This is a genomic window from Actinoplanes sp. NPDC051859, from assembly GCF_044452725.1.
GTDB lineage: Bacteria > Actinomycetota > Actinomycetes > Mycobacteriales > Micromonosporaceae > Actinoplanes.
Map to the genome: position 1 here is coordinate 26384 of NZ_JBITBX010000004.1, position 17006 is coordinate 43389.

At 70.6% G+C, this 17006-nt stretch carries 12 protein-coding genes; 6 read left to right on the forward strand and 6 right to left on the reverse strand.

Annotated elements, in window-relative coordinates; all coding sequences use genetic code 11:
* Positions 1-52: 52 nt before the first annotated feature.
* The 3 genes from ACIA1L_RS10995 to rsmA all read right to left on the reverse strand — a co-directional run bounded on the left by ACIA1L_RS10995 (position 53) and on the right by rsmA (position 3836).
* The gene (locus ACIA1L_RS10995; RefSeq protein WP_396073037.1) at positions 53-1858 is read right to left on the reverse strand and encodes an ABC-F family ATP-binding cassette domain-containing protein; all 1806 of its coding nucleotides are present in this window, start codon (positions 1856-1858) and stop codon (positions 53-55) included.
* Between the two features lie 102 nt (positions 1859-1960).
* Positions 1961-2908, reverse strand: coding sequence for a 4-(cytidine 5'-diphospho)-2-C-methyl-D-erythritol kinase (locus ACIA1L_RS11000; RefSeq protein ID WP_396072488.1), 948 nt, complete (start codon positions 2906-2908; stop codon positions 1961-1963).
* A gap of 31 nt (positions 2909-2939) precedes the next feature.
* On the reverse strand, positions 2940-3836 hold the full coding sequence (gene rsmA, locus ACIA1L_RS11005) for a 16S rRNA (adenine(1518)-N(6)/adenine(1519)-N(6))-dimethyltransferase RsmA (protein ID WP_396072489.1): 897 nt from the start codon (positions 3834-3836) through the stop codon (positions 2940-2942).
* Between the two features lie 230 nt (positions 3837-4066).
* On the opposite strand from rsmA, the gene ACIA1L_RS11010 reads away from it, so the two are divergent.
* Positions 4067-4489 carry a hypothetical protein gene (locus tag ACIA1L_RS11010; RefSeq protein WP_396072490.1) on the forward strand — a complete coding sequence of 141 codons (423 nt, stop codon included), beginning with the start codon at positions 4067-4069 and terminating at the stop codon, positions 4487-4489.
* Positions 4490-4514: 25 nt separating this feature from the next.
* On the opposite strand, the gene ACIA1L_RS11015 is transcribed toward ACIA1L_RS11010, so the two are convergent.
* Positions 4515-5402 (reverse strand): TatD family hydrolase, encoded by an 888-nt coding sequence (locus ACIA1L_RS11015; protein ID WP_396072491.1) that lies wholly within the window; start codon positions 5400-5402, stop codon positions 4515-4517.
* 98 nt (positions 5403-5500) lie between these two features.
* Between ACIA1L_RS11015 and ACIA1L_RS11020 the strand changes: the two genes are divergently transcribed.
* Entirely contained in the window at positions 5501-6535 is a 1035-nt protein-coding gene (locus ACIA1L_RS11020) for a hypothetical protein (protein ID WP_396072492.1), read from the forward strand.
* A 1-nt stretch (position 6536) separates the two neighbouring features.
* Here the strand turns inward: ACIA1L_RS11020 and metG are convergent, their stop codons facing one another.
* The gene (gene metG, locus ACIA1L_RS11025; protein ID WP_396072493.1) at positions 6537-8324 is read right to left on the reverse strand and encodes a methionine--tRNA ligase; all 1788 of its coding nucleotides are present in this window, start codon (positions 8322-8324) and stop codon (positions 6537-6539) included.
* A 720-nt stretch (positions 8325-9044) separates the two neighbouring features.
* On the opposite strand from metG, the gene ACIA1L_RS11030 reads away from it, so the two are divergent.
* On the forward strand, positions 9045-10073 hold the full coding sequence (locus ACIA1L_RS11030; RefSeq protein WP_396072494.1) for a hypothetical protein: 1029 nt from the start codon (positions 9045-9047) through the stop codon (positions 10071-10073).
* On the opposite strand, the gene rsmI is transcribed toward ACIA1L_RS11030, so the two are convergent.
* On the reverse strand, positions 10067-10918 hold the full coding sequence (gene rsmI, locus ACIA1L_RS11035) for a 16S rRNA (cytidine(1402)-2'-O)-methyltransferase (RefSeq protein ID WP_396072495.1): 852 nt from the start codon (positions 10916-10918) through the stop codon (positions 10067-10069). The two genes, ACIA1L_RS11030 and rsmI, sit on opposite strands and share 7 nt — an antisense overlap.
* A 109-nt stretch (positions 10919-11027) precedes the next feature.
* Between rsmI and ACIA1L_RS11040 the strand changes: the two genes are divergently transcribed.
* The 3 genes from ACIA1L_RS11040 to ACIA1L_RS11050 all read left to right on the forward strand — a co-directional run bounded on the left by ACIA1L_RS11040 (position 11028) and on the right by ACIA1L_RS11050 (position 16923).
* On the forward strand, positions 11028-12605 hold the full coding sequence (locus ACIA1L_RS11040) for a dolichyl-phosphate-mannose--protein mannosyltransferase (RefSeq protein WP_396072496.1): 1578 nt from the start codon (positions 11028-11030) through the stop codon (positions 12603-12605).
* 701 nt (positions 12606-13306) lie between these two features.
* Complete coding sequence (locus ACIA1L_RS11045) at positions 13307-14464, forward strand: hypothetical protein (RefSeq protein ID WP_396072497.1); 1158 nt, start codon at positions 13307-13309, stop codon at positions 14462-14464.
* A 2-nt stretch (positions 14465-14466) separates the two neighbouring features.
* The gene (locus ACIA1L_RS11050) at positions 14467-16923 is read left to right on the forward strand and encodes a bifunctional polysaccharide deacetylase/glycosyltransferase family 2 protein (protein ID WP_396072498.1); all 2457 of its coding nucleotides are present in this window, start codon (positions 14467-14469) and stop codon (positions 16921-16923) included.
* Positions 16924-17006 lie beyond the last annotated feature (83 nt).

The following is a 17006-nucleotide window of genomic DNA, read 5'->3' on the forward strand; positions in this document are numbered from 1 at the left end:
GTCTTGGAGGATTCTCGCGCATCCCTGTCGCGGATGCGGGAGCACCCCCGGATCAGGCGTCGCCCACCTGCTCGGCGAGCTCCAGCCAGGCCTCCTCGACCTGGGCGCGCTCCGCCTGCACGGCCTTGAGCTGAGCGTCCAGCTCCATGATCTTGTCGTAGTCGCTGCCGTGCGTAGCCAGGCCCTCGTTGATCTTCGTGACGCGATCGTCGAGCTTCGTCAGCTGCCGCTCGAGCCGGCTGAGGTCCTTCTTCGCGGTCCGCAGCTCGGCCGCCGACATGCCACTGGTCGTGGCACCCTCGGCCGCCCGTGTCCCGTCCGGCCCGGCGACCGACGCTGCCGGCATGCCGGCCGCCCGCGCGAGATACTCGTCGATCCCACCGGGCAGGTGCACCAACCGACCGTCGCCAAACATTCCGTACGCCGTGTCGGTCACCCGTTCGACCAGGTAGCGGTCGTGGCTGGCCACCACCATCGTGCCCGGCCAGGAGTCGAGCAGGTCCTCCAGCGAGGCCAACGTGTCGGTGTCGAGGTCGTTTGTCGGCTCGTCGAGCAGCAGCACATTCGGCTCGGTGGCGAGCAGGCGCAACAGCTGCAACCGGCGTCGCTCACCGCCGGAAAGGTCGCTCACCGGGGTCCAGATGCGCTTGTCGGTGAAGCCGAACACCTCGGCCAGCTGGCCCGCCGACAACTCGCGGTCGCCGAGCTTGACCCGCTTGGCCACCTCCTCGACGGCCTCCAGCAGCCGCAGGTGCCCCGGCAGCTCCTTGAGCTCCTGGGACAGGAACGCCGGGCGAACGGTCGAACCCGTCACCAGGCGTCCGCCGTCCGGCTTTGTCACCCCGGCGAGCAGGCGCAACAGCGTGGTCTTGCCCGCACCGTTCGCGCCGAGGATCGCAATCCGGTCACCCGGGCCGACCTGCCAGGTCAACTCGGCGAAAATCGACTTGGGGCCGGCATCGAGCCGGACGTTCTCCAGGTCGTACACCTGCTTGCCGAGCCGCGTCGTCGCGAGCCGCTGCAGGCTGACCTTGTCGCGCACCGGCGGCACGTCCGCGATCAGCGCGTTCGCCGCGTCGATCCGGAACTGCGGCTTCGAGGTACGCGCCGGCGGTCCCCGACGCAGCCAGGCGATCTCCTTGCGCAGCAGGTTCTGCCGCCGAGCCTCCACGGACGCGGCCACCCGCTGCCGCTCGGCTCGGGCGAGGGTCCAGGCCGCATAGCCACCCTCGTACGTATGGACCTGCTCGTCCACCACTTCCCAGGTGGCCGTGCAGACAGCGTCGAGGAACCAGCGGTCGTGCGTGACGACCACCAGCGCACCCCGGCGGCCCAGCAGATAGCGGGCGAGCCAGTCGACACCGGCCACGTCGAGATGGTTGGTGGGCTCGTCCAGGATCAGCAGATCCGACTCGCGCACCAGCAGCGCGGCAAGGGCGACCCGGCGGCGCTCGCCACCTGACATCGGCCCCACCGGCGTGTCCAGGCCGAGATGGCCCATGCCGAGCCCGTCGAGGATCTCGCGAACCCCGGCGTCACCGGCCCACTCGTGCTCGGCGCCCATCCCCTCGGCCAGCCAGGCGGTGCCCAGCACGACGTCGCGGACGGTGGCCTCAGCGGCCAGGGCGAAGGTCTGCGGTAGGGCGGCGACCCGCAGGTCACGGCGGTGGGTGACCCGGCCGGAATCAGGCTCTTCGAACTTCGCGAGCATCCGCAGCAGGGTGGACTTACCGGCACCGTTGAGACCGACGATGCCGACCCGGGCGTCGTCGTCCAGCCCGAGAGAGACGTCGGTGAGCAGCTGACCGGCGGCGCCGTAGCCCTTGTTGACCCGGTCGAGATTGACAATGTTGGCCACGATGCCCACCAGCCTACCTTGACGGGCGACAAGCCCGACGCAGCGGCCCCTGCGGGCCACGACGCCGCAGGGCGCCGGCGCCGGCGGTCAGACTGGCGGACCTCAGACCGCGCGCGCGCCGGGCATCGGGCCGCGGGCGGTGACCGCGGTGCGGCAGACGTCGGAGCCGGCCAGCTGGCTCGCCACTTCCTCGGCGTGGCGGGCGTCCGCGCACAGGAAGACGCAGGTGGGGCCGGAGCCGGAGACGAGGCCGGTGATCGCACCCGCGTCGTAGCCAGCCTTCAGCACATCCGACAGGGCTGGGCGCAGGGACAGCGCGGCGGGCTGGAGGTCGTTGGCAAGGGCGGCGCCGAGGACTTCCGGCTTGCGCTGGCGCAGGGCGGCCATCAGCTCGTCGGCGCTCTCCAACGGGGTCGGCGGCCACGGGCTGTCGCGCAGGCGGTCCAGTTCGCGGTAGACCGCCGGGGTGGACAGGCCGCCGTCGGCGATCGCCACGACCCAGTGCCAGGTGGTCGGGCGAGCCAGGATCGGGCTGATCGCCTCGCCGTGGCCGGTGCCCAACGCCGTACCGCCGTGCAGCAGGAAGGGGACGTCCGAGCCGAGCTCGGCGCCGATCTCCGCCAGCTCCTCCTTGCTGTAGCCGGTGCCCCACAGCAGGTCACAGGCGAGCAGGGTCGCGGCGGCGTCAGCGCTGCCCCCGGCGAGGCCACCGGCCAGCGGAATGGTCTTGCGCAGGTGCAGCCGGGCGTGGGCCGGCACCCGAGCTTTCTGGGCCAACGCCCGAGCCGCCCGGATGATCAGGTTGCTCTCATCCAGCTCCAGCTCGCCGGCGCCTTCGCCCTCCATCGTCAGCGCGAGGGTGTCGCCGCGGCGCGCGGTCAGCTCGTCGAACAGGCTGATCGCGTGGTAGACGGTGCTCAGCTCGTGGAACCCGTCGGCGCGCAGCGGACCGACCCCGAGATGCAGATTGATCTTCGCTGGGACCCGGACCCGGACCGGACCGGCCATCCGGCGCGGCTTGTCGTCGTCCGGTCCCCAAGCCTCCGTCACGGAGCGGAATCCCGGGTGAACGCTGCCGTCATCAGTCCGCCTCCCCGTGCCGCCCGCCGGTTGCGCTGAGCTTACCGCCGTACCCCAGGGAGATCCCGGCAGCCGCGAGCGCGGCGAACTCCCGTACGGTCAACGCCTCGCCTCTGGTCTGGGGGTCGATCTCCGCTTCCCGGAGCATGCGTTCCGCCGCGGCGGCCCCACCGGCCCAGCCCGCCAGCGCAGCACGCAAGGTCTTTCGCCGCTGCGCGAACGCCGCGTCGACGACCTGGAAGACGACCCGTCGAGGCACGTCGAAGGCCTGCTCACGACGATGAAAGGCGACCAGACCGGAGTCGACGTTGGGCACCGGCCAGAAAACCGCCGGGGGCACCCGTCCCGCCGCGCGCGCCTCCGCATACCAGGCGAGCTTGACCGAGGGCACGCCGTAAACCTTGGAACCCGGCCCGGCGACCAACCGGTCGGCGACCTCCTTCTGCACCATGACCAGCCCGCCCCGCAGCGTCGGCAGGGTCGCCAACAGGTGCAGCACGACGGGTACGGCCACGTTGTAGGGCAGGTTCGCCACGAGCATCGTCGGCGCGGGCTGAAACAGGTCGGCGCTGACCTTGAGCGCGTCGGCCGGATGCACGGTCAGCCGCGTCGCATCGGCCCGTCCCGCCACCGTCTCCGGCAGCGCCGCGGCCAGCACCGGATCGATCTCCACGGCGTGGACGTGCGCGGCGGCACCTACCAGTCCCAGGGTGAGCGAGCCCAGGCCCGGCCCAACCTCCAGCACCACGTCCTCGGCCACGAGCCCGGCCGCCCCGACGATCCGACGCACCGTGTTGGGATCGTGCACAAAGTTCTGGCCGAGCTTCTTCGTCGGCGCGACCCCGAGGCGCGCGGCGAGCTCCCGGATCTCCGCCGGGCCGAGCAGTGCTTCAGCCATGACGCCATAGCCTACGGCGCGCCTGCACAGCCACCATGGCCCGGATCTCCCACAGCCACTTCTCATCCCCGACCCACGGCGACAACGGCACCCCGGATGCCACCCCGGCAGCCGGCACGCAGCCCGCGGGAAACTCTGTTTGCCGCGTTCCCGGGCAATGCGGGCGCCGTTCGCGTGACGGTCGGTCACGGGGCAGCGACAAGATGCGTGAGGGGAGTACAACCAGGGGCATGACGGAGCTGCTCGAACTGCGCGGCGTGGTCGAAGCCACCCCCGACGAGGTCGCTGCCGTGCTGCTCGATGCGCGCCCGGGCGGGCAGTCACCGATCGCGGCAACGGGCGCGGCCAAGCCGGCCATGGGTGACGAGTTCACTGTCACCCGGGACGGCAGCATCATGACGGTGACCATCGACCGAGCCGGTCGCTCGGTCGCCCAGCAGGGCGAATGGTGGTACCGCGGCGTCACCAGCATCGAACCGGACGAGCGCGGCTCCCTGGTCGTCCACCGCATCTTCAACGTCGCCCAGGGCAACCGGTGGGCGGTCCGCTTCGTCTCCCGCGGACCGGTCAACGCCGCCCCGACCGCATTCGCCAAACTCCTCGGCGGCCTCGGCGAACGCCTGGACTGCGCCGCCTACCCCCTCCCGTCCTGACCCCGCCGGCGCCGACGGGCGTGGCTCAGCGCCAGGGGCCGAAGATTCGGTCGCCGTTGGCGGAGATCGCCGCGCACAGTGTGTCGAGGTCGTGCCCGGTGATCTCGGCAAGCGCTCGGACGGTCACCGGGATCAGGTATGACGCGTTCGGCCGCCCGCGGAACGGCACCGGAGTCAGGTAGGGCGCGTCGGTCTCGACGAGCAGCTGGTCCGGTGGGGTCAACGCCGCGGCCGCCCGCAACTGGGCCGCACTCGCGAAAGTGACCGTGCCCGCGAAGCTGAGCAGGTAGCCCCGGCGCACGCACTCGGCTGCGAACTCGGCGTCGCCGGAGAAGCAGTGCAGCACCACGACGTCCGGTGCGCCCTCCTCGTCGAGCACACGCAGCACGTCGGCGTGGGCGTCCCGGTCGTGGATGATCAGTGGTTTGCCGTAGCGCTTGGCGATGGCGATGTGGGCGCGGAAGCTGCGCTCCTGGGCGGGACGGCCGGCTGCACCCGTACGGAAAGTGTCCAGGCCGGTTTCGCCCAGGCCACGCACCCGCGGCTCGGCGGCCAGAGTCTCGATCTCGCGGAGGGCTTCGTCGAGGTCCGCGAGGGTCGGCGCCTCGTTGGGGTGCAGCGCGACCGTGGCAAGGACCGCGGGGTGGCGGGCGGCGAGCTCCGCGCCCCAGCGCGAGGATGCCACGTCGACGCCCACCTGCACGAGGCGGTCCACTCCGGACTTGGCGGCGGCGGTGATCAGCGCCTCGACCGGATCGCCGCCAGCCTCGGGAACGCCCGCCTCGTGCACGGTGATGTCGAGGTGGGTGTGGCTGTCGAAAACCGGCACGGCCAGCGGCTCGGGCGGTGGCGGGAACTCCCCGGAGCGACGGGCGGAGCGCTGTTTGCGGGACTCGGAAGGCTGCGTGTTCATCGCTGTCCAGCATCACACAAACGGTCGCGAGCGTTCTTCACAGCTGTGGATAACCCGGCGTTCATTCAGCAGCAACACACCACGCCTAGCGTGCGTGCGTGACCGTGACCGGTGCGGAGGCCGCCATCGACAGCGACCCGCTCGAGCCGCCCCTGCTGGCGCCGCTGCGTCGTGACCTCTCCTGGGCCCAGGTGCAGGCCATGACCCAGTCGGTCGGTCACCAGCACGACCCCCTCTTGCAGCGCATTCGCGCCACTGCCGCAGTGCAGCGCGGCACCCGGATGGTCAAGGTGTTGTCCGCGGCCCAGCTCGCCGGCCATCTGGCCGGTTGGCTCCCGTACGGGTTCTGTTACCGCGCCTGCGACATCGCCCACCTGCGGTCGCCCGCCGAGCTTGCCCTGTTGCGCACGGACGGCTCCGGTGCCGAGCCGGTCGCCTACGCCCTGCGCTGGCGCGCCACCGACCGCAGCGACTTCGAGATCCCGATGGGCGCTACACAGGCTGGCCTGCCCGCCCTGCCGGCACACTCCCGGCTCGGCGCGATGGTGCTCGGCACCGGCTTCACGCCGAGCACCGACGACCTGATCCCGGAGTTCGTCACGGCGGGCTTCGCCGACCTGCCGATGCCGGCAAACGCCCAGCTCCTGGCCTATCCCGGCACCGGCGACGAGGTCGTGCTCTACACCTACCAGCCCGAGCAGCACGGCTGGCTGCGCCTGGCCGGCCCGCGCTGGCGGCACCTGCTCGAAGGCGTCCCGGGGGTCAGCCCGGACCGCGAATACCTGCCCTGCACCGACGCCGGCGCAGCCCGGCTCATCGGCCGGATCAACGACCAGGAGTACCCGGCCGTCGCCGACCCGCCCGAGGAGTTTCGGGTGCGCGCACTGACCCGCGCCGCCCGCTACACAGTCGACTCCTTGTCCCGCCGCACCGAACACGCCCACTGGCGTGCCGTCCCGGCCTGGGTGCTGCAACGCGACGACAGCTGGTCCCGGCTGCGCCTGACCCACCCCGACGCGGATGCGGTGGCGGCCGTCGGCGCCCGCTGCTACGAACGCGGTGTGTACGAAGTGTGGGCGCCGACCCGGGAACTGGTCGACCACCACATCGCGGAGTTGCCGTACCAGCTGTGACCTAGGAGCCCAGGCGCTCCAGCTCTTCCTCCACCACGGAGGGGTCGAGCTTGCGGAAGACGGGCTTGGGGGCGGCCAGCGCGGTGCCGGCGACCAGCGGCACCGACTCCCAGCGGGCGCCGACCGTGTAGTCGCCGGTCAGCACCGGGTAGCCCGGTCCGCCGTCGAGGTCGTCGACGTCCACGATCGACGGCATCGACGCGTGGACTCCGGTGCCGCCCAGCAGCTCGTGGACCTGCTGCGCGGAGTGCGGCAGGAACGGGGTGAGCAGGGTGTTCGCGTCGCTCACCACCTGCAGGACGACGTGCAGGATGGTGCCCATGCGTGGCTTCGAGGCCTCGTCCTTGAGCTTCCAGGGCGCCTGCTCGGAGAGGTACTTGTTCGCCTCCGCGACGACCCGCATGGCCTCGCCGATGGCGGCCTTCTGCCGGTGCTTGCCGATGAGGTCACCCACGGTGGCGAAGCCCGTCCTGGCCACGTCGAGCAGCGCGCGGTCGTCGTCGGTCAGCTCGCCGGCCTCGGGGATCACGCCGAAGTTCTTGGCGGCCATCGAGATCGACCGGTTGACCAGGTTGCCCCAGCCGGCTACCAGCTCGTCGTTGTTGCGCCGGACGAACTCCGACCAGGTGAAGTCGGTGTCGTTGGATTCGGGTCCGGCGGCGGCGATGAAGTAGCGCAGGGCGTCGGCGTCGTACCGCTCGAGGAAGTCGCGGACGTAGATGACGACCTTGCGGGAGGAGGAGAACTTGCGGCCCTCCATCGTGAGGTACTCGCTGGACACGACTTCGGTCGGCAGGTCCAGGGCGCCCAGCGAGCCGGGGTTGCCGCCCTTGTCGCCCTCGCCCGAGTAGCCCAGCAGCAGCGAAGGCCAGATCACCGAGTGGAAGACGATGTTGTCCTTGCCCATGAAGTAGTAGCCCCGGGAGTCGCCGCCGGGCGTCCACCACTTGCGCCACGCTTCGGGGTCACCGGACCGGCGCGCCCACTCGATGGACGCTGACAGATAGCCGATGACCGCGTCGAACCAGACGTAGATCCGCTTGTCGTTGCGGTCCCGCCAGTCGTCCAGCGGAATGGGCACTCCCCATTCGAGGTCCCGGGTGATAGCCCGGGGCTGGAGGTCGTCGAGCAGGTTCCGGGAGAACTTCAGCACGTTGGGGCGCCAGCCCTCGCGGGTGTCGAGCCACTTGCCCAGCGCCTCGGCGAACGCCGGCAGGTCGAGGAAGAAGTGCTCTGTCTCCACGAACTTCGGGGTCTCGCCGTTGATCCGGGACTTCGGGTCGATCAGCTGCTCGGGGTCGAGCTGGTTGCCGCAGTTGTCGCACTGGTCGCCGCGGGCGCTCTCGTACCGGCAGATCGGGCAGGTGCCCTCGATGTAGCGGTCGGGCAGCGTGCGCCCGGTGGACGGCGAGATCGCGCCGAGCGTCGTCTTGGCCACGATGTAGCCGTTGGCGTGCAGGCCGGCGAACACGTCCTGCACGACGGCGTAGTGGTTGCGGGTCGTGGTCCGGGTGAACAGGTCGTACGACAGGCCGAGGCCGTGCAGGTCTTCGACGATCACCCGGTTGTAGCGGTCGGCGAGCTCGCGCGGGGTCACCCCGTCGGCGTCGGCCTGCACCTGGATCGGCGTGCCGTGCTCGTCGGTGCCGGACACCATGAGCACGTCGTGGCCGGACATCCGCATGTACCGGCTGAACACGTCGGAGGGCACTCCGAAGCCGGAGACATGACCGATGTGGCGCGGGCCGTTGGCGTATGGCCAGGCGACCGCGGCGAGAACGTGACTCATGACGGTCAAGCGTAGTGACTCGGGTGGCTGCGCTGCGAACGGATCGGCATCCGCCCTTTTTGCCCCGACACGCCCGTCATGTACGCCGAGGGTGCCGCGCCGCGTAGTCCAATGGAAGCCATGACCGGAGACGCGTCGCAGCCTGGGGAAACGCCGCGCAACCAGGAGGGCTCGGGATCCTGGGCCGATCCCGGCACCGGCGCTTGGTGGCGCCCTGACGGCGGTCCGGCCCCGGCGCCCACCGGCGCCCCGGCCCGACCCCAGCCCCGCCACCAACGCCGCCCGATCGAGATGCCCGCCGCCCCCGAGCCGGTCACACCGGCGGCTCCCGCTGCGGACAGTTCGAGCGAACGCGGGGCAGACCTCAGCACCCCGACCGCGCCGCAGCCTCAACCCGCCGGGCAGGCACAAGAGGCGATGCAGTCCGCTCCGCCGGCGACGTGGCCGCCGCAAGCGCCCCAGCAAACACCAGAATCCGCGCAGGCCAGCGGGCCTGCACAGGCCGACGAATCAGCGCAGGCAAGCGAAACAGCGCCGGCTACCGAAACAGCGCCGGCTACCGAAACAGCGCCGGCTACCGAAACAGCGCCGGCTACCGAAACAGCGCAGACCAGCGAAGCAGCGCCGGCTGCCGAGACGGTTCAGGCGAGCGAAACAGAGCCGGCGAGAGCGCACGTTGCGCGCCACTCCGGGGAAGCCGCGGAAGCTCGCCAGGCCGGGATGCAGGATGCCGACGCCGCCCTCGCGCCACCCGCCAAGGAGGCGGAGACGAAGGCGGTGGAGAGCGACCACGACCAGCTCGACGCCGCCCGTTTCAACGCCGAAGGCACCGTCACCGCCTACGCGCCCCAGGTCGCCGAACAGACCACGCTCCCCCAGCGGACCAGCCGAAAGGCGAACCGGAAGGACGCGGATCAGGAACCCACGATCGTGGACCTGCTTGCCGCCGTACCCGAGGAGACGCCCCGGCAGGCTGCGGCCGTACCCGATGTGATGATTTTGCCGGAACCGGCGCGCGACCGGCCGACGGTGGCCCTGGACCGCAAGGCCGTGCCCGGCCAGGGCGCGCTCGGCCGGGCGCGGGAAGAGCACGCGCGCGCGGACCGGGCTTTGCAGGATCGGGTACGCGCGGAGCGAGCCAACGCCCTCCTCGAAACCTCCCCGTTCTGGCTGAGCGAGGAGCAACGCGCCGAGGCGCCCCCTCGCGAGCTGCCACCGGGAACCGGCAAGCCGCCACGGCCCCGCCCACGGGAACCGCGTCGACCCGCCGGTGGGCTGCTGGCACTGCTCGTGCTCGCCCTGGTCGCCACGTTCTTCTCCTGGGTCAGCGCGGAGCCGTTCTGGTTGGCAGTGGGGCACGGCCACCAGGGCACCGCGACGATCGCCCGCTGCAATGGCGACGGCGTCTCGCAGCGCTGCATCGGCCAGTTCGCCTCGGCCGACGGCGTCTACACCGTGCCGTCGATCGCCCTGTTCGGGGTTGAGCCGGCCGAGCGGGGCACCGGCTCGGTGGTTCCCGCCCGGATGGTGAGCAAGGACAGCAGGCAGGCGTACGCCGGGGACACCGGCATGCTGGTGCACCTGCGCTGGAGCCTGGGCTTCCTGCTGGTGCTGCTGTGCGGGCTCGGCATCGCCGGACTAACCGGGGCGCGCCGGCTCGAGACCGCCCGGGCCCGGCGGCTCGCGACCCTGGCAAGTCTGGCGGGACCGCTCGCCCTCCTCGCCGGGTTCCTCCTCAGCGCCTACTGAGCGGCGTGCACCAGCTCGTACACCTCGCGCTTACGCAGCCCGTAGGCGTCGGCGACGGCCTGAATCGCATCCCGCCGTGAGGTGCCGGCGGCCTCGCGCTCGGCGACGGCCGCGCGGAGGTCGTCGTCCGCTGGACGGTCGGCCGGGCCGGCCGGCGCCCCCGCCACGACCACGGTGATCTCGCCGCGTGGCCCGGCCTCGGCGGACCAGGCGGCCAGCTCGGCGAGGGGGCCACGGCGGATCTCCTCGTACGTTTTGGTCAGCTCCCGGCAGACCGCGGCCTCCCGTTCGGCGCCGAACGTCTGGGCCAGGTCCTGCAGCATCCCGGTGATCCGGTGCGGCGCCTCGAAGAACACCAGCGTGCGCGGCTCAGCGGCGAGCTCCCGCAGCCGAGACCGACGCCCCGACCCGGTACGCGCCAGGAAGCCCTCGAAGCAGAACCGGTCGCTCGGCAGCCCGGACAACGCCAACGCGGTCGTCACCGCGCTCGGCCCCGGGGCGGCAGTCACTGCAAAGCCGGCGTCGAGGGCGGCCCGCACCAGGCGGTACCCGGGATCCGACACGCTGGGCATGCCCCCGTCGGTCACGACGGCCACGACCGCCCCGCCGCGTAGGGCCTCGACCAGGTCCGGCGTACGCCGCTCCTCGTTGCCTTCGAAGTACGACACGATCCGCCCGCCGACCGTGATGTCGAGGTCGCGGCACAGCCGGGTCAGCCGACGGGTGTCCTCAGCCGCGACGACATCAGCGGCGGCCAGCACCTCGCGCAGCCGGGTCGACGCGTCACCCGTGTTCCCGAGCGGCGCACCGACCAGCACGACCCGACCTGCACCGTTCTCGTCCACCGGCCGAGTCCATCACATCCGTCCCGGACCGTGCTGTCCTGGGCCGCCAAGAGCGACCCGCCGTAGGCTGAGGACGCCGGCACGCGGGACGGCGGCCTACGATCGCGGGGTGACTGCGGCGACAGCGGAGACTGAGACCCCGAACCCCCCGCCCGAGGATGAAACTCCGGGCGCCGGGTCAGGCGGCGTGCCCGCGGCCGTACGGCGCCGGCTCGCCACCCTGGACAACTGGCTGAACCCGTATTCGTGGCTGGTCACCGCGGTGATCGTGGCGATCGCGGCGGTGCTGCGGTTGATCGGCATCAGCCGTCCGAAGGGGCACATCTTCGACGAGGTGTATTACCCGACTGACGCCTGGGACATGCTGCAGCACGGCGTCGAGTGGGACGAGAAGACAAACGGTCCCGCGTACGTGGTGCATCCGCCGCTGGGCAAGTGGTTGATCGCCCTGGGTGAGCAGGCATTCGGCAACACCGAGCTGGGCTGGCGTTTCCCCGCCGCGGTCGCTGGCACGCTGATGATCCTCGTGCTGATCCGGGTCGCCTACCGGCTGTTCCACTCGATCGTGCTAGCCGGCACGGCCGGCCTGCTGATGACGCTCGACGGTTTCCAGCTGGTCCTGTCCCGGACGTCGCTGCTCGACATCTTCCTCGGCCTGTTCATCCTGCTGACCTTCGCGGCCCTGGTCCTGGACCGCGACCACTACCGCCGGCGCTGGCTGAAGGCCCTCGAAGCCGGCCACGATCCCACCGGGCCACGCGGCCACCTTCCGGTCGTCCCGTGGTGGCTGTTGGTAGCGGGCATGACCTTCGGGCTCGCCTGCGGCGTCAAGTGGAGTGCGCTGTTCTTCGCGCCGTTCCTCGGGCTGCTCGTCGTCGTGTGGCGGATCCAGGCTCGCCGCTCGGCCGGGATGCGTCGCCCCATCTTCCCCGGCATCTTCGGCGACCTCGGCTACCTGATCCTCAGCTTCGTCCTCACCGTGGTCTTCTACCTGGCTACGTGGACGGGCTGGTTCGTCACCAACACCGGCTACTTCCGCCACTACCGCGAAGCCAACGGCATGGACGAACCCCCGGTCCTGGGTGCGCTGCTCAACCTCATGCACTACCACTACGAGGCGTACACCTTCCACAGCGGCCTGGACGACAAGCACGTCTACCAGTCGTGGCCGTGGCAGTGGCTGCTGCTGGGCCGCCCGGTGGCCTTCTACTGGAGCGGCAACGGCGACTGCGGCGCCGCCAGCTGTGCCGCGGAGATCCTGCTCCTGGGCACGCCCCTGCTGTGGTGGTCGTTCCTGCCGGCCCTTGGCGCCCTCGTCTGGTTCGGCATCGCCCGCCGCGACTGGCGCGCCTTCGCCATCGGTACGGGGGTCGTCGCCGGCCTACTCCCCTGGTTCTTCTTCGCCGTCAAGGACGGCCGCACCATGTTCTCCTTCTACGCCCTGCCCGCCCTGCCGTTCCTCATCCTGGCTGTCGTCTACGTCCTCGGCGCCATCATGACCCCGCCGTCCGGCATGGCCGCCGGCACCCGACGCACCGACCGCCAACTGATCGGCACGGTCGTCGCCGCGGTGTACGTCCTGCTGGTGGGGCTCTGCTTCGCCTACTTCTATCCGATCTTCATCGGCCAGCTCCTGCCCTACGACGACTGGTCAGCCCGCATGTGGCTGGGCAGCCGCTGGATCTGACCGGGCGCTGGCTCGGCGCTGGCGCTGGCGCTGGCCTGGCTCTGGCCTGGCGCTGGCTCGGCTCTGGCCTAGCGCTGGCTCAGCGCTGGCGCTGGCGCTGGCGCTGGCGCTGGCTGTGACTTTGGCCGGCGCTGGCTGGCCCGTCAAGAAGGCCGGAGCGAGCTGCTCGGACGGCCGGAAATAAGCAACGCCCCGATCGCCTGCCACGGGGGAAGCGGGCGATAGGGGCGTGCAAGAGGAAGCTTAACGAGCGTGGGTGGCCGGCACAACGGCTGGAGTCTGTGCGTTGTCTGCGAGTTTTTCTCCACTACGTGTAACGCCTGGCAGCACCCTCCGTGAGACGCTCGGGACGCTGAGAATCGACACGACTACGGACCGTCTCCCGCTCGAGCGTTTGCGACAATTCAGACATAAGGTTATATTGCCTTTTAAGCCGCAAAGCTATTGACGAATGGCTTTCAGAAATGGCCCTGTCGGCGAGTCGTTAATACGACAGGGAATTATTCCGCGAAATCGCGTAACCTTCCCCTCCGCGAAGATTATCCGCAGGTCAGCAGGACCCCCAAAATGGCTGCACACACTCGCCTGATCAGGTCAAACTCCAGCGCTCACCGTTTCGGATGAATTCGATACATCTCGCGGACGTCATCTGATCAGGTGAGTCCGATCATGATCTTCGTAGATGTTCCTAAGCTCGCCGCGTGACAATGCAGGAGCCTGAGAACCAGCTTTCCGCCGACGCCGAGATCCCGGACACCGAGGTGATCGTCGTCGCGCATCCCTCCCCGGTGTTCGTGGACTCGACCGGGCGCCGCCGGCGCATGCTGCGGCGCGTCGCGTACGGGTTCGGCGCCCTCTGCATGGTCTACGGGGGACTCATCAGCGTCAGCCTCGCCGGCGGTCCGGTCAGTTCGAGCGCGGTACTGCCGCTGCCGGACCTCGCGGACGGCAACGACGAGGAAGCCACCGCGGCCCGGCCTACGCCGACGCCGCTGATCACGATGGCGCCGAGCACCCGGCCAGTGATGGAGTTCCTGCCCCGGCAGGCCGAGCCCATCACCCGGCGGACCGTGGAGTCAGGCGAACTACCGAGATCAAAGACCCCGACGGTACGGCCCACGCCCACCCCCACCACGAAGCCAACAACCAAACCGACCACCGCACCACCGACCACCCGGCCAACCGAGGGATCCACCACCAAACCGCCCACCACGGTCCCGACCACCCCGCCGGCCACCACCCCGACCCCGGTGCCCCCAGCCCCGCCGCCGCTCCCACCCGGCACCGGCGGCTCCGGCGGCGGCACTACAGGCAGCGGCAGCACGGGCAGCGGCACCGGCGGCAGCAGTACAGGCGGCGGAAGCAGTGCAGGCAGCGGCGGCACGGGCAGCGGCAGCAATGCAGGCAGCAGTAACGGCAGCACGAATAGCGGCGGTGCAAGCAACGGTGGACAAAACACGGGCGGCAGCGGCTCATCCGGCGGCGCCAGCGGGCTGAGCAGAGGCGGACAGGGCGGCGGTGGGCAAAGCGGCGGCGGATCCGGGACCAAGTTCCCGCTGGCACCGGTGCTCCCCGCCACCGACCCCACCGACACCGACGAACCCCCGACCCCGAAACCACCCGCCAGCACCAAGGCCCCGGCCCTGACCGCACCCAAGTCACCCACACTCGCCGCAACGACAGCACCCGCAAAGCCGGCGGGTACAGCACCCGCACCGGCCGCGACGACAGCGACGACGCCGAAAGCACCCGCCACGACGACAGCGCCCGCTACGACGAAGGCACCCGCACCGGCCGGGACCAGGACCGCGGCCATAGCTGACGACGGCGACGAAGGCAGCGAAAGCGACAAGGACTGACGATGACCAAGCGCCGCAATCGCAACCGGAGCCGGTCCCGCCGCCGCATCCTGCCCCGCCCTCGGGTCATGCTCGGCGTACTCCTGATCGGGCTCTTCGTCGGTGTACTCGTCGTGCAGGCGTACATCAATGCGGAGTTCCGGGGTGACCACATCGAATCCGAGGTGGGCGACCAGGCCGGCGTGCCGGCCGCGATTCGCGGCGGCGGGCCGATCATCAACACCACCGGCGGGCAGGAGAGCTCAAACCGGCTGCCCAGCAAGACCATCGCGCTGACCTTCGACGACGGGCCGGACCCGACCTGGACGCCGAAGGTGCTGGACGTGCTGCGGGAGAACGACGCGCACGGCACGTTCTTCGTGGTGGGTTCCGAGGTGGCGCGGCATCCCGAGCTGACCGAGCGGATCACCGCGCAGGGCAACGAGGTCGGCCTGCACACCTTCACCCACCCCAACCTGCAACGCATCGCGAGTTGGCGGCGCGATCTCGAGTTGTCCCAGACGCAGGTCGCCATTGCCCGGGCCGCGAACGTCCACACCAACCTGGCCCGATTTCCGTACTCGTCGAAGCCGCAAGCGATCGACGAGGTGAACTGGAAGATCATCAAGGAAGCCGGCGCGCACGGCTACCTGGTGGTGGTCAACGACCAGGACAGCCATGACTGGCAGCGCCCCGGGGTCGAGCGGATCGTGCAGAACGCGACTCCGCCCGGCGATTCCGGCGCGGTGGTGCTCTTCCACGACGCGGGCGGCGACCGGGCGCAAACCGTCGCGGCGCTCAAGGTCTTCATTCCGATGATGAAGGCGCGGGGATACACCTTCACCACGGTCACCGAGGGCATGAACCTGGCGATCGCCCAGCAGGAGAAGGAATCCATCACGCCGGTGCCGCTGCTGCCGGTCAACCCGGAGGCGGAGGCCACCGACCGCTGGCGGGGGTCGGCACTGCTGTGGACCGTACGGGTCGCCGACGGCATGGTGTGGGTGATCGCCGGGCTGTTCCTCGTGGTGGGTTCGCTGACGATCGGGCGTACCCTGCTGCTTCTCGTGCTCGCGACCCGGCATGCCCGGCAGCGCCGCAAGAAGAACTTCAGCTGGGGCCCGCCGGTGACCGAGCCGGTGTCGGTGATCGTGCCCGCCTACAACGAGAAGGAAGGCATCGAGGCGGCCGTGCGGTCGCTGGCCGGTGGCGACCATCCGGAGATCGAGGTGGTGGTCGTCGACGACGGTTCCACCGACGGCACCGCCGACATCGTCGAGAAACTTCGCCTCCCCAACGTACGCGTGATCCGCGTGCCCAACGGCGGCAAGGCGAACGCGCTGAACACCGGCATCGCCCTGGCCAAGCACGACATCGTCGTCACGGTGGACGGGGACACGGTGTTCGAGCCGGACTCGATCCGGATGCTGGTGCAGCCGTTCGCCAGCCCGGCAGTCGGCGCAGTCGCGGGCAACGTCAAGGTCGGCAACCGGGAGAACATCGTCTCGGCCTGGCAGCACATCGAGTACGTGATCGGCTTCAACCTGGATCGCCGGCTCTACGAGGTGCTGAACTGCATGCCGACTGTGCCGGGGGCGATCGGCGCGTTCCGGCGGACAGCTCTGGCCGAGGTGGGCGGCATCAGCGACGAGACGCTGGCCGAGGACACCGACGTGACGATGGCGCTGTGCCGGGCCGGCTGGCGGGTCGTCTACGAGGAGCGCGCCAAGGCCTGGACCGAGGCGCCGGCCACCCTGGAGCAGCTCTACCGGCAGCGGTACCGCTGGAGCTACGGCACCATGCAGGCGATGTGGAAGCACCGCGGTGCGCTCACGGACACCGGGGACTCGGGCCGCTTCGGCCGCGTCGGGCTACCCTTCCTGGCGCTGTTCGGGGTGGCGCTGCCCATGCTCGCCCCGGTCGTCGACATCATGCTGCTGTACGGCATCGTGTTCTGGGAGCTCGAAGCCACGGTCGTCGCCTGGCTGAGCATGCTGGCCCTACAGCTGTTCACCGCCGCGGTGGCGTTCCGTTTCGACAAGGAGTCGTTGCGCCCGCTGTGGCGGCTGCCGCTGCAACAGTTCGCGTACCGGCAGCTCATGTATCTGGTGTTGATCCAGTCTGCGATGACCGCGATGACGGGCGCGCGCCTGCGCTGGCACAAACTGCACCGCGCCGGGCTGACCGGCGTGGAGTCGGTGCCCGCGGCACGGATCCCGGTGCTACCGCAGCAGAGCGTCGCCCCGCCGGTCGACACCTGGCCCCCCAGCCGCGACAACCAGCGAGGGCCGGCCCACCCGGCCGCGGGACGGGCCACTGCCCGGCCACCCGTGCCGACGCAGAGCCCCAAGGATCGCCTGCTCACGCCCCCGGATGGGGTTCTGCCACCCGAAGACCTCCCGTCGGCCGGCTCGCCCCCGGGCGGCGGTTCCGGCCCCGGCTATCCACACGGGGTCCGGGGAGTGTCCGGCCGGTCCTGACGAGACTCGCGTCCCGGACCGCACACCTCCCCACGCGAACCCGCTCCCACCCGAACTGCAGCCGGGTGGGAGCGGGTTCGCGG